The sequence below is a fragment of the Synechococcus sp. PCC 7335 genome, from assembly GCF_000155595.1.
Lineage (GTDB): Bacteria > Cyanobacteriota > Cyanobacteriia > Phormidesmidales > Phormidesmidaceae > Phormidesmis.
The window spans coordinates 63,510-76,804 of the sequence record NZ_DS989907.1 but is presented as its reverse complement, the minus strand read 5'-3'; the positions used below and the strand labels follow the sequence as shown (position 1 = coordinate 76,804).

11 protein-coding genes are annotated in these 13,295 nt (G+C 46.2%); 10 read left to right on the top strand and 1 reads right to left on the bottom strand.

The genetic code is table 11. The annotated features are described in order from the left end of the window. Positions 1-642: 642 nt before the first annotated feature. Together mobF and S7335_RS24495 are read left to right on the top strand one after the other, a co-directional pair. Complete coding sequence (gene mobF, locus S7335_RS24500) at positions 643-1,557, top strand: MobF family relaxase (RefSeq protein ID WP_006458766.1); 915 nt, start codon at positions 643-645, stop codon at positions 1,555-1,557. Next, positions 1,497-3,602 carry an AAA family ATPase gene (locus S7335_RS24495; protein WP_083785179.1) on the top strand — a complete coding sequence of 702 codons (2,106 nt, stop codon included), beginning with the start codon at positions 1,497-1,499 and terminating at the stop codon, positions 3,600-3,602. Before mobF ends, S7335_RS24495 begins: the two co-directional genes overlap by 61 nt. Before the next feature lie 12 nt (positions 3,603-3,614). Here the strand turns inward: S7335_RS24495 and S7335_RS24490 are convergent, their stop codons facing one another. Next, positions 3,615-3,950, bottom strand: coding sequence for a hypothetical protein (locus S7335_RS24490; protein WP_157620740.1), 336 nt, complete (start codon positions 3,948-3,950; stop codon positions 3,615-3,617). 383 nt (positions 3,951-4,333) lie between these two features. Between S7335_RS24490 and S7335_RS24485 the strand changes: the two genes are divergently transcribed. From S7335_RS24485 to S7335_RS24455, 8 genes are all read left to right on the top strand, one after another. Beyond that, a complete protein-coding gene (locus S7335_RS24485; protein ID WP_038020269.1) occupies positions 4,334-4,609 on the top strand; it encodes a hypothetical protein in 276 nt (91 codons plus the stop codon). Positions 4,610-4,647: 38 nt separating this feature from the next. Beyond that, complete coding sequence (locus tag S7335_RS28655; protein ID WP_198011499.1) at positions 4,648-5,010, top strand: hypothetical protein; 363 nt, start codon at positions 4,648-4,650, stop codon at positions 5,008-5,010. Further along, positions 4,943-7,798: an ATP-binding protein gene (locus tag S7335_RS24480; protein ID WP_006458793.1), complete on the top strand. Its 2,856-nt coding sequence runs from the start codon at positions 4,943-4,945 to the stop codon at positions 7,796-7,798. The genes S7335_RS28655 and S7335_RS24480 overlap by 68 nt, the downstream gene beginning before the upstream one ends. Positions 7,799-7,877: 79 nt before the next feature. After that, on the top strand, positions 7,878-8,957 hold the full coding sequence (locus S7335_RS24475; protein WP_006458867.1) for a hypothetical protein: 1,080 nt from the start codon (positions 7,878-7,880) through the stop codon (positions 8,955-8,957). A 5-nt stretch (positions 8,958-8,962) separates the two neighbouring features. Next, positions 8,963-10,150 (top strand): hypothetical protein, encoded by a 1,188-nt coding sequence (locus S7335_RS24470; RefSeq protein ID WP_006458814.1) that lies wholly within the window; start codon positions 8,963-8,965, stop codon positions 10,148-10,150. Positions 10,151-10,152: 2 nt separating this feature from the next. Further along, on the top strand, positions 10,153-10,941 hold the full coding sequence (locus S7335_RS24465; protein ID WP_006458859.1) for a hypothetical protein: 789 nt from the start codon (positions 10,153-10,155) through the stop codon (positions 10,939-10,941). A gap of 39 nt (positions 10,942-10,980) precedes the next feature. Further along, on the top strand, positions 10,981-12,513 hold the full coding sequence (locus S7335_RS24460) for a TrbI/VirB10 family protein (protein ID WP_006458810.1): 1,533 nt from the start codon (positions 10,981-10,983) through the stop codon (positions 12,511-12,513). 87 nt (positions 12,514-12,600) lie between these two features. Continuing rightward, on the top strand, positions 12,601-13,278 hold the full coding sequence (locus S7335_RS24455; protein ID WP_157620736.1) for a hypothetical protein: 678 nt from the start codon (positions 12,601-12,603) through the stop codon (positions 13,276-13,278). Positions 13,279-13,295: the final 17 nt, after the last annotated feature.

Here is a 13,295-nt window from a genome sequence, read left to right as displayed (position 1 = left end):
ACTTCTGCGTTTTGGTTTGAGGAGACATGATTATTAACTTGTCACAATTGTTAGCGTCACTGAACTTCGCTTCAAATCAGTGATCGTTACTTGAATATCCTTTTTAGCAAACTCTACTTTAGTCTACTTTAATCATCAATAATCACCTTTAGTCTACTTTAATAATTAATAATCACCAATAATCACCAATAATCACCAATAATCACCAATAATCACCAATAATCACCAATAATCACCAATAATCACCAATAATCACCAATAATCACCAATAATCACCAATAATCACCTCACCCGACTTAAGCTCAGGAAACTGACTTCGTTCTTTGTCTGAGAATAAGCCGACCCCGCTAGTCCTGCTAATTCAGTAGTTTCAGCCATTCTGACTGCGCCCACCTTGGGCGTTTTCGCGGGGTCTAAAAGAAAGTTGGGGTGGGCTTCGTAGATTGTTCAGACATGACTCCCGATATGGGCTACTTATCTCTAGGACACTTGCTCCACGCATGATTCGGAGATTCTTATAGATCAGTTGAAAAAACAGGTAAATGTAGTCTAATCTGGATAGAAATCTTGAGCTGCTCGACCTTCAACTAAAGCAAGCGACTCTCACAGCTACTCCAGGAACTTTTATCTTTATCAACAACTATGCTTTCCTATGCCAACATCAGCGCCGCGCAAGCGGAAAGCTATTACGAGAAAGACGACTACTACACGAAAGGAGATCCCGGCATTGAGAGTGATACTCAATGGCAAGGTAAAGGAGCTACAGTGTTAGGTCTAGAGGGCACCGTCGATGCGGAGGTATTCAAACAACTCCTACATGGCAAGAGACCTAACGGAGCCTCGTTGCACTCGACTTACATAGACCCGAAGAAACACCGAGCCGCCACCGACTACACCTTTAGCGCTCCAAAGAGCGTCAGTATCGCCGCCTTGATTCAAAAAGATAAGCGCGTCATCGCTGCCCACGACCAGGCCGTCACCACCGCGCTAACCGTGCTCGAAAACCGCTACGCGCAAACGCGAGTGAGACGCGGCCCCGGCATTCGCGAACGAGTGAACACGAATAACATTATTGCCGCCACCTTCCGGCATGAAATGAGCCGCGAACAAGACCCACAACTGCACACGCACTGCGTCGTGATTAATTCCACTCAACTAGAGAGCAGTAAGTGGCAAAGCCTGTCGAACGATGAGATCGTAGCCAACCAAAAGCTACTCGGAGAGATCTATCAGAACGAACTAGCTGTGCAGTTGCGCCAACTAGGATATGAGATTGAACGACGGGGTAACGGTCTATTTGAATGCCAAGGTTATGACCAGCAGCTACTAAGGCTGTTTAGTACCCGCAGCCAGCAGATAGAGCAGTATATCGAGCGCTGGGAAGCTACCTTGAAGGATAACGGCGGTAAGCCCCTACATGCCGCGCAGAAGAAACGAGCGACATTAGCTACCCGAGTACATAAACGGAGCGTTCCAAGAGAGGTGTTGTTAAGTGGATGGGAAGATGCAATTGCAGCCGAGGAGATGCAGCTACCCGCTATCCCAAAGCAGTCTTGAGCAAACGAGATAGCCATCAAAACAAAGTCAGCAAACAGGCTATTCAAGCCGCCACAGATGGCGTCAACCATGCCACTGAAAGAGTGTGTGTGTTCAAGCGGGAGAAAGCGGAACGGTTTGCTCTTGAACATCATCTCGGGGAACAGTCTTTTTCTGATCTACAAAGTGCAATGGTTTCAGTTGGCTTAGTCCCGGTCAAAGACCGCTTCACCACAGAGGCCGCTATCGATAGAGAGAACGCCACAATTGCAATCATGACTAGCGCTCAGGGGCAGATGAGAGCGATAGGCAGTGCTGCAGAGGTTGAGCAGCTAACAGCGTCAGAAACGACGCTGAGCGCAGGGCAGTACCAAGCGATCTTAGATACGGCGACCAGCACAGACCAATATATTGCTTGGCAGGGGGTTGCTAGTGCGGGTAAGACCTATAGTCTGAAGTTAGTTGCCCAGCTTGCTACCAATGCAGGCTACGAAGTGACTGGCTATACACCTAGTGCTCAAGTTGCTAGTATTCTCGCTGAAGAAGCCAATATTGCAAGCAATACAGTCTCTTGCCTACTCCATAGCCAGAGCCAGAACAATGTTGAAAAGAAAGCAATCTGGATAATTGATGAAGCGAGTCTGTTGAGTGCTAAAGATACTTATGCGCTGCTGAAGAAGGCTAAAGCGGACAATGCCCGCGTCATTCTAGTGGGCGATACTCGTTGGCTATCCGCCGTAGAAGCAGGCAACCCATTCAAATCGTTACAGCTAGCAGGTATTCAAACCTGCCATCTAGAAGAGTCCCGCCGACAAAAGACGGACGCCCTTCGCGCTGCTGTGGTCTGCCTAGCCGCAGGTGAGCAGCTAGAAGGCATCAGCCGCTTAGACCGCGCTGGAATGATATATGAGATCAACACTAGTGAAGAACGCCATAGCGCAATCACTAGTGACTATACGACCTTAGCTCCTGAAGCTAGAGCGCACACGCTGATACTAAGCGGAACGAACAATGAGCGGCTAGCCTTAACCGCTCAGATTAGATCCACGCTACAGGAGGAAAACCGATTAGGCCGCGATGCGTTTGAGATGAAGTCGCTAAGGCCGCTAGATTACACCAAACCGCAGCTAAAGTATGCTGCTACGTACCGCCTAAAAGATGTAGTCGTACCCGTGAGAGACTATCGCCGTTATGGAATGAAGCGCCGCGTTCAGTATCAGGTTGTCGGTCGCGATATAAAAAACAATCGACTGACGCTACAAAGCCCGGAAGGAGAGACGTTCTTGTTTGACCCGGCCACCTGCGTAGATAAAACAGCTTACGAAATCCAAGCGTTGCCGATTGCTCAAGGCGAGCAGCTTCGTTGGACACGCAACGAAGCGGTTGAAGGAGTGCGTAACGGCCAAATGGTGACGATTGAATCGATTAGCGAAACAGGAATGGCAACGATAAGGGATAGTAAGGACAGTGTTAAAACAGTAGATCTCACTGAAACACAGTACCTGGACTATGCGCTAGTGAGTACACCCTATAGCAACCAGGGGAAACCCGCTAAGCGAGTATTCGCTGACATTGATAGCAGCTTAAGTAAAGAAGCTCTGTATGTTGCTGTATCACGGGCAGAATCCGCTTTGAAGCTGTACACCGCTAGCAAAAAAAAGCTACGCAAAATAGCACAACGTTCTAGGAGACAACTATTCAAGAGAGCCTCTCTCCGGCGACGAGATGCCATTCAACGACGAGATGCTAGCAAAGGTGTAGAAAAAGGCCAAAATTATCAGAGCCTATATCGCAAATATGCATCTGCTTATCCCGGTGGTGACGTGCGGACATGCGATCAGTGGATTGCACAGCAGGCCATCCAAAAAGCGATCTATTCAAAGAACGGAACACTATCAAAAATAGAGGTTAAAAAGATTGCACTGATGCTCCGTCAAGGTCCGGTAGCTAAGCGAATCCAACGTACTAAAGGCAAAGCGGCAACCCACCGCTATATGAAAGCGCTGCTTGGCAAAGAGCTAGCACAGCAATGGCAGCGATCACAACACCTCGATCAGGGACGTTAACAACTGAGCAGATTAGAATAATTCATCGCTTTCTTCAAGCTGAGAGAGCCCCGCTTTGATCGCTGCGAGTAGCAGGTCCGTAGTAGTTGCTCGCCGGGTGAGTGGATGGTTTTCTAAGGTGCTTTGAACTCGTCTAATTCTTTTCCAGTCAATTCGCTGTAGAAACGTTTTGACATCCTGAAGGTTCTGAGAAGGGTCATTATCAAACTGCCTTTCCAAGCTAAAGATAAGAGATAGAAGATGACCTACTACATTTGCCTTTTTTTGCGGCAACGTTTCTACGTATCGATTGAAGAGGGTTTCTAATTCTTTAGTCTCAAAGCAAGGAGTTGCTATTGAATCGCTCATGATTGACATAGAGAGTAAATAAGCCAAAATCATAGCGAGAAAAAATGGCTCAACTAGACTGTTTATAGAACTTTACAGAAATTGCACACTTTTCACTAAAAGCTGTGCAATTTTCTCTGGGAAAGACTTGTTTCTCACAAGAAGCTGTGCAATTTTTTCCGAGGAATACTTACTTTTCACAAGAAGTTGTGCAATTTTTTCCACTTTGGTTTTCCTCATGCACAATGGTTCCCATAGATTTTTGATCCTCGTTTTGTTGTTACTGGAGGTTTGTTATGTGTAATCAAATTGTATCTACTGCTCAACGTATGTTGACTACAGGGAATTCGGCGAAGGTCAAGAAATGGGTACTTATTGCGACGATTATCGTTTCGTTGTGCCTAATGTCAGACCCTGTTCATGCGCTGATTTTAGATCCGGCTAGGACTGCCCTTGAAACAGATCTAACTAACGCGGCATTTACCACTCCGAAGATTATTGGTATTTTCTTTGGCCTGCTCGAATTCATTCTCATCGCGATTCCAATTGGGACAGGTTCTATGGCCTTAGCAAATATGAATCGAGGGGCTGAAGCTTGGATGCCTTGGATTACAACAATGGGTGGTGCCATCGTATTCATCGCTTTCATTGGCGTATTAATGAACCAGATCTACGCTTAGTTGTTTAGCCTCAATTTCGTGCGAATTTCCTAGACCCTATGACAGATCCAACAAAGCGCATAGTTGTCAGTCAAGTCTTGGATTCTAAACCAAGAATATTCTCGCTGCCCGTTGCTATCATCATGCCTCTACTAATGGTAGGGACTAGCACTGGATTTATCGCGTACATATTACAGCTATCCCCTTATTCAATCCTTGCTGTAGTCATCGTCAGCATCGCTTTATATTTCTTTCTTTTCGGACAGGAGGGTTGGCGACTAATAGCAAAGTTTCGTAAGCAACCTGATTGGGTTCGCAGCGACATTCAAGCCATCCCATTCACACTTAATCGCAATGAAAAAGCAATTAAAGGCCGGGAGCATAAAGCTGCCCGGCGGAAAAAAGCTAAAAGATCGCATTGAAGATCACATTCAATTAGAGGACTATGTGCGCTTTCTTCCTTTGAAGGGAGATGTGGGTGCGGCCTTGCAATCAAATGGACAGGACTATCAATTTAAGTTTGGGTTTATGGTGGAGAGTTTTTCTCCAAACGAAAGTGAAGAACAGTTTGATACCGCCGTTGAATACTTGCAGAATGCCTTGAAGTCGATTCCTGATAACGAATCTATGACTTTCATACAGTCTGTGGTTCCCGATAATAAGCCTAGGTTGCAATACTTCGGAGATTTATATAGGAAGGCACCTTCACCCCTTTTTGCTGAGATGGTAAAGAGTGCAGCAAGCCCTGGCGAATACTTTATTAATATGGGCCTTGAAGATCGAGTTAACTTAGCTCGTTCTAAGTACAAGCGCAAAACGCTGACTATCTATGTGACCGCAACGTCTACCCAATCAGCCTTCACTAAGGACAAAAGCGAAGCATTTATAAAAAAAGGGATAGAAACTGTTGCAGGTGTTTGGGAGAAGATCACCGGGGAAGCGGTACGGGAACAGTCAGAGCAGATTATCGAACTGTTCACGAATGCGCAGGCAATTTACGAGGACTGGGTTAATGTTCTAGACCAAATGCAGTTGCCAGTAACGCCAATGAGCGTGGAGGCACTTGTGAATGAGCAGTGGCGAGAATTTAATGACACGCCTGTTCGTCCTATTCCCCAAATTATGGAGTGGGATGGAGAGCGCCTCCATTATCAAATGGAAGATGACATCCATCTTACTTCTTGGCTATTTGAGCGTCAATCTAACGTGCCAAGAGCAAAGAGAGATTACGTTTATCAAACTAAGTTGGATGGGAAACAGCGCGTTACGGGTATTGTTACTTTGAGAAACAAGCCTAGCGGCTGGAAAAGCCCCAAGCATGCGTTGAAGTATCTCTACGACAAGACCAGGGGGCTGCATGACTATAAAATTGTGTTTACGCTGACTAAAGCCTCTCGCATGATTGCGGAAAAGAATGTCGAGATGCTTCAACGGCAAGCTCAAGATGCGATCAGTCTAGCTAACAAAAGAGGACTTCCTTCTACAAGATCAAAAAGCCTACAAGCTGAAGCTGAAGCAGCCGCAGAAGCTCTCTATAGTGGTAACATTCCAATGCGAATGAGCTTATGTTTTCTAGTCTCAGCGCGTAGTAAGAAAGAGCTTAATATACTTTGCAGGCGTTTAGTCAGTAAGTTCCCGTCGCCGGCAACCTTAGAAATCGAACAAGACTATACCCCATTAACCTGGCTCCAGTGTTTCCCACAGCTTAGCTACAAACGACCACTATTTAGCCCATATGATCGAACTAGGTCATTTAATGTCAGCTCCATTCCTGCTTTTCTACCCATTGTTAAGGCAACTAGTCCAGATACCAAAGGGTTAGAGTTTGTTACCGAAGATGAGGGAACACCTTTCTATCTAGACATCATTAACGTTCAGCGACACATTCTGTTTCTAGCCAAAACTCGGGCCGGTAAGTCAGTTTTGTTCTCTTTTATCTTACTTATTGCGATGTGTTCGCAAGTACCTATGGTAGTCGTTGACTACCCAAAAGAAGACGGGAACAGTACTTTCGGTCCCATTGCAAAGCTAGCGGGTGAGCACGGTGCTTACCTTAATATCGCTGAGGAAGCCAATAATTTTCTGGAGCTACCGGATCTAAGCGCCTTTAGTGGAGAAGCTTTAGAAAACCGTATGATTGCGACAAAGGACTATGTACTAGACCTATTGATGATAATCATGTTTGGGCCAAATGCCTCTGACGGAGACCAAGAAAAGAGAACTGCTAGGGATATCTTAAGTAACCTGATGAATCGGTTTTATAGAATGCCCGATATCAACCGTCGTTTTCAGGCTGCGATTGGAGCAAAGATAGGCAGTCCTGAATGGCGCGATGTGCCAACACTGCATGACTTCACCAAACTCTGTACGGAGTCTACGTTAAAAGAGTTTACTGAAACAGTTGCACCTGAACACATTAAGCTCATCAATGAGATCAGACTGCGCTACAGCGCCTTTGTCGAGACTACTGTAGGGAGATCGCTTAGCCAGCCAACATCTATTCCCAGAGATGCCAACCTACTTGTATTTGCATTTAAAGGAATATCAAGCAATGACGATGCGGCTGTTCTAATGGCTTCAGCCGCTGCTGCTGCCATGCGCAGAACGCTCTCGGCCCCCGTGTCTATTTTATTCATGGACGAAGCTTCAATTCTCTCTAAGTTCGATTCGCTGATGGAACAGATTGCCAAAATAGCGGCGAACGGCTTTAAATCTGGCATCCGGCTGATGATGGCACTACAAACCCCTGCCTCGATTGCCAAGTCTCGCTTTGGAGACGAGATCTTAGCCAACATTGGTACTAAAGTGATTGGCCGGATAGAACCTGGAGATGCCAAGCATTACACACGCATTTTGGATATCCCTTCTGAATATATCAGACAGAATGCCTCAAAGAAGTTCTTTCCTAAGATCGCAGAACTGTACAGCCGTTGGATGATTATCGATAACGACGATATTACCTTTGTTCGCAGCTATGCACCGCCTCTGTTATTGGCAGCAGTTGCCAATAATCCTGAAGAGGAAGTGGCAAAGGAAGCCTTTTTAGCGGCTTATCCTGACAACCCTACTCGGGCACTACAAGAATTTGCCAAAGAGTTCATTCTAGCAGCACAGGAAAATCGGGCAATTGCCGTACCTGATGTCGATACCACAGCTAAACCTACCGTTCATTTAGACAAAGTAGAAGAAAATTATGCGTTGGCTAGCTAAAAGACAAAGACGAACACTATTCTTAGCCACAGGAGCCACCTGCCTCTTCGCTGGGATGGCATCTGCGAGCCTCCTCCCAATGGATAATTACCCTATCTTTGGAGGCGGTGGTGGGGGTGGCGGTACCTTCTACGACTTTGAGTCTGTATTCTCTGATAGCGGCGGGGGAATGCTGGACGGTATTCTTTCGGGTGGCTTTGGAGGAATGCTTGGTGAGATAGAAAGCATTCTAGGGGGTAGTGATGGCTATGACGTGGCTTGTGGCATAGTCATTATGAACTTTGCGCCCGATACCAACCAGAATTGTGATATCGGTGGGACAGTCTTTGACAGCATATTTGAGGAGATCGGCAATGAGATTAATATGCCTGAAGAAATCAAAGGAGTAATTACGGGTAAACAGCGTCCTCAAGATATTCTGTCACAAGTACTTAAGGAAGAGTTAGCCAAGATAGGTTTGCCTACTGTTCTAGGTGGTGACAGCTCAATTGGCGCTCAAGGAATTCCTGAACCAGAGAAAGCGTTAGAAGACATTTTTAAGTCTTCTCAGGAACGAACTTATGGCGATGTGGCAACTCTAGACGGTCCACTACCCGCCAATGATGCGAGTGAGGGTCAGCGCAATCTCAATCTATTTACTCCAAACGTTAATACTACGCTGGTGCAAGATGTCCAGGCGTTAGAACTTCTTACAACAGCAGTGACCAATAAGGGACTGTCAAAAAAAGGGCAGGAGGTCACAGAGGCACGACATACTGCGGCTCAAGTTTCAAGTAAAGCAAGTGGAACGATCGGCAATGAGTCGATGGAAATGGCTGCGAAACAGCTAGAAGCTGCGTCAATGATGGGAGATACCACAAGGAAGCAAACCTCTACCCAAGATACGATCAAAGAAGGTCTAACGGGAATGAATATGCTGCAAGCTCAAGCTACTCAGTTTGCAGCTCAAGCAAATACGCAGCATGCACTAGCGACACAAGTTAGTAGTATGGATTTACAAGTGTCTCAGGAGCTGCGAGATGGTGTATTTGCAAATGGAATCTCACTGAAAACTTTGAACAATCAAGCCTCAGAAGATGCGCAAAAGAAGCTCTCGCAAGCGTCATCTCTGCGCGTCGAAAGCGAAAGAAGTTTGAGAATGTTAGGCGCGATGAGGTAGACGCTATGGTTGATCTATTCCATTTACTACACTTATCAGCACCTTTCCACTATATAGGTCAAACTTCAATCAATGACTGCATAGGCACAGCTTTCACAAAGGATAGCTATACTCTCAGCTGCGCCAACCACCTTTCTCAAGAGACTGCGAAGAATTGGGATCTGATGTGGAATAACAAGATTGGGACAGCGGGCGGAGAATTTGTTGCAGCGATGAATATTTCTCGCTACATTGCTGGTCCAGCCGTAATTCTATGGGGAGCCAACGCGATTAGGAACATGGCGCGTAACGGCATGGCCAGTGGCTGGCAGCAGGCGGCATCAGTCGTCATTCTAGTCATGGTGCTGTACTCCAATCAAGCTTTCGTGCTGCGTCAGACCACCTTAGCGATCAGAGCAATTTTTAACTACCAAAATAGACTAGTCCTAGAAGCTACAAATCAAAGCTCACAGTACGAGAGTCATTTGGCAGAAATTCTTGATTATCGTATGAGCGAAGATAAAGTTCGCGAGATTCGCTCGCAGTGCGATGGGATGACGACTAACCAAGCTTTTAAGAATTGCCTAGAAGAAGCAAACGTCGCCGCCGCTGCTGCAATCAAAGAGTTTGAAGACGCTCACCCTTTAGGAAAGTTTGGAGCAAAACTAAAAGTATTTGCTCAAGGCATCATTGATGAACCTCTTAAAGCTGCTACAAAAGCGGCTAAGGATGCGACAGTTGCAGCCACATTAGGCCCAGCGGCTTATGTAGGGGGCTATCTCTATAACGCAGGTACCTCAATGGTAACTCAAGGGTTGCTCTCAGGGATGAACTACGTGGCCCAAAACGTAGTTGAGCTGAGTTGGTTGCTAACGGCGCTGATTGCCCCAGTCCCATTAGCACTTGCTTTCTACCCTGGAACTCGTGGGGCTTTAGTCGCTTGGGCCGTAGGCTACATGACCCTGGGCTTATTCAAGATCAACTTAAATATTGCTACTTCTGTAATTGTTTCGATGCTATATGAAAGAGGCCCCGGCGCAGGAACAACGGATCTAATGCTACTTTCATTCGGTGTGATTGGCGTTGCCGGACTGATGACTGCTGGGGGCGGTATTGCTATTTTTAACGGCATCATGGCAGGTATTGCAGCGGTTTCAATGGCTGTTGTTAATGTTGGTGCTAGTGCTGGGAAAGGGTTAATCGGAGGAGGTTAACAATGACACAGATTAGGTTAAAAGATCAAATTGAACAGCCAAAGTTAGCCCTAGGGAAAAACGGGAATCTATACATTCTTGTTCTTATAAGCGTCTGCTTATCGACTGCTTCTATCCTATTTATCTTTATTAATCTGCTTTATACACGGCAGATCACAAGAAAAGAGTTTCCCTCTTTGGTTCAAACAACTTCAGGAGAAACTATAGAAATTGGTTTAGAAGATCCGGAGTATCGCTCTCCCGTTACTATCAGAAGTTATGTTGGTAGGACGCTCTACTACTTGATGACGATGACTTCCTACGGGGTAGGTGATGATCAAGTATCATCGCTAGATCCGCAAAGGCAGAAGGCTCTTCCTGTCAAGGTTGATCTTGGGGATGATCAGGGCGCAATCACGCAAACAGCTTTCTTGGCCAGTGAGTCCCTAGAGTCAAATTTCGCCGATGAATTTAGGCAGAAGTTAGCTCAGATGACTCCGCCTGAAGTATTTACAGGAGTTGAAGAAATTATCCTAAAGCTTGACTACATTAGAAATCCCGTGCCTGTCAACGATGAGAAAGAGCGATGGACAGGTGTTTGGACTGTCGATGTCGTTGGCAACCTGAAGGTCTATCGACTGGGGAAAGGTGAAATTGACACTATTCCTTACAACAAGCGGGTGACAGTCAGACCGATCGACGAACCGCTTATTCATGATGTTACCCAGTTTGGTGAGTTAGCTATAGCACTAAATGCTGCTCAACGGGCGGGTTTGCAAATTATAGGAATGAAGGATCTGCAAATGGAATAGTCCTTCGTCCAATAACTACACTCTTCCAGGACTTAGATTATGACTACGGATAACCATTTTATTCAAGACGAGACTGAACTAGGATTAGTCGAGCGTACCAATTTTCAATCTTTTGAATCTTCTTTTTCGGATGATGAGTCTATCAATAATGATGACTATATCTCGCAGGAAGAAGATCTTGAAGATGATAGCATTCCACTTTCAAGAAATCCATACTTCAGACTTGGTATCGGCGGGGCTCTCTTTATGGGAGTCGTTACGTTTGTCCTTTTCCTAGGTGGTGGTCAAGAAACTCAGGTTGTTGAAGAGACTAACGAAGCAGAGACTTCTGAACTTACGTTAGGAGAAGAGGGTAGTGAAGCATTTAGCCAGAGTCAAGCTGATGAAATTGATGCGTTGAATGCTGAGGTTGCTTTACTTGAACAGGAACAGCGGTTGGCTGAAGTAGATAGAAGCAACGAAATAGAGATAGCACCTACCGAGGGATCAAAGGAAACAGAAGATGATGCTACTAGCCCGGTTGCACCAACCAGGCCGGTTTCTGCGATTAGGACAACAGCTCCTCCAGTACCAAGACCAGCACCTCGACCAGTAGCACCCCCTAGACCAACGCCAAGACCAGCACCTCGACCGGCACCCCGTATCTCTGCCCCGGCTCGTTCTACGCCGAGCGTTGCCGCAGCGCCTCCGTCCGTATCAGCTACTGAGCCAGTTGATCCACAGGCTGCATGGTTTTCTGCCTCTAATGCAGGCGTCTTTGGTCATATGCCTGCATTAGAGGCTATTGAAGAAGTTGCTGTTACCCCTGCTGAATCAATTCAACAGCCTCAGTATCAGTTGCAAAATGCCGCCAGTTTTGAGACCGATGAGGTTGTAGATTCTTACCATGCAGAGATGTCTCGTATTCCGACGAGTACGAGGACCAGTAATATTCCAGGTCTGATCCATCCAGGCACCTCAATTATACCGATGGGTCAGAAAGCCAGTGCAACGGTAACTACTCCAATCAGTTGGCTAGGTGAAGGTAATCAATACATGATTGCTCTAGATGAGGATGTCCTAGATGCGAGTGGGGCAGTCGCTATTCCAACGGGTTCTTCTGTTGTTGTACAGCCAGTTAGCATTGACGAAGGCTCTGGCTACGCTGAGCTAGCTGCTGTAGGTCTAATGGTGGATGGAGCTGTATTTCCCGTTGACTATCAGAATGTTTCTATTCATGGTGAAGGCGGCAATCCGCTGATTGCAAAACGGTTTGGAGATATAGGTGGTGATATCGCAGCCAATGATTTTGAAATGTTCGCAATTGGTGCTCTTGGCGGTATCGGAGAAATCCTTACTCGCCCTGATAGTCAGGTAATTACCAATGGGGCTTTTGGCAGTAGCTCATCTACTGAATTTGGTGATCGCAACCTTTTAGGCGCTGTACTTGATGGCGGCAGTCAGCAACTGGTCGGACGTATGGGAGATCGCAATCAGTTCAGACTAGATGAGTTGAGATCTCGCGATGACATCTTCTATTTGGCAGAAGGGACGCCTGTGCAGTTTTACGTGAATACTAGCTTCTCACTTTAGTACTTATGGCTTATGAGACATTATTATCGGTTACTTGCAGTTCTTTCCGTTACAGCCTGCTTGTCGTGGGCAAATGTTGCTAAAGCGTTGACACGCCAAGAAATTCCTTCTAACCGTGCGTTGAGCAGCGTTTCTGAAATCACCGTTCCTCGTGGTCATAGCGTTGTTCTTCAGTTTCAAAACGACCGGTATATTCAATCACTTTGGATTGATGATCCAAGGATTGTTGGCATTGCTACCGATAGACCTCTATGTAGTCAAAATAACGGGAGTCAGTGCGGATTTGCTACCTCAGCTCGCCTCACTCAGCTTAACGGTAGTCTTGATCTGCCAGGAGCTAACTTCGTGGACGGAAATGGTCTTTCTACATTGGTAAGTGTTTCTACTACTAATAGAAGCGGTACCAATCCGCAAATCTATCAGTTTCAGCTCAATCTTGTTACTGCACAAGCAGCCAGCACTTCTCTTGTATCTGTGGTGCCTACTAGCCAAAGTGATGCCAACAATACTGATTCTCTACTGCGCTTGATACGGCCAGATTATGATTTAGAAAAAGTTAAGGCTGGGAAAGAACTTGCCCTTGAGCGTGGACTGGCCGATGTTGATTCGAGTGCTTGGACAGCATTGGAAAATTTTCTCATTTTGACTGATGACGGCATTGCTATTGAGGAAGCAATCGCTGCTACTGGAGTGCCTGTCGAGCTACTAGCTGAGCTAGAGCGAATGGTCGAACATGCACCCACGCCAGTCGCCTCATTTACCTAAGTTTCTTACGTTAGGAC

Bases quoted from the DNA above. Each gene is read 5' to 3' on its own strand.
- S7335_RS28655 (WP_198011499.1), top strand. From the start codon at position 4,648: ATGACAGATCCAACAAAGCGCATAGTTGTCAGTCAAGTCTTGGATTCT.
- S7335_RS24475 (WP_006458867.1), top strand. From the start codon at position 7,878: ATGGATAATTACCCTATCTTTGGAGGCGGTGGTGGGGGTGGCGGTACC.
- S7335_RS24485 (WP_038020269.1), top strand. From the start codon at position 4,334: ATGTCAGACCCTGTTCATGCGCTGATTTTAGATCCGGCTAGGACTGCC.
- S7335_RS24490 (WP_157620740.1), bottom strand. From the start codon at position 3,950: ATGAGCGATTCAATAGCAACTCCTTGCTTTGAGACTAAAGAATTAGAA.
- S7335_RS24470 (WP_006458814.1), top strand. From the start codon at position 8,963: ATGGTTGATCTATTCCATTTACTACACTTATCAGCACCTTTCCACTAT.
- S7335_RS24495 (WP_083785179.1), top strand. From the start codon at position 1,497: ATGGGAAGATGCAATTGCAGCCGAGGAGATGCAGCTACCCGCTATCCC.
- mobF (WP_006458766.1), top strand. From the start codon at position 643: ATGCTTTCCTATGCCAACATCAGCGCCGCGCAAGCGGAAAGCTATTAC.
- S7335_RS24480 (WP_006458793.1), top strand. From the start codon at position 4,943: ATGAAAAAGCAATTAAAGGCCGGGAGCATAAAGCTGCCCGGCGGAAAA.
- S7335_RS24460 (WP_006458810.1), top strand. From the start codon at position 10,981: ATGACTACGGATAACCATTTTATTCAAGACGAGACTGAACTAGGATTA.
- S7335_RS24465 (WP_006458859.1), top strand. From the start codon at position 10,153: ATGACACAGATTAGGTTAAAAGATCAAATTGAACAGCCAAAGTTAGCC.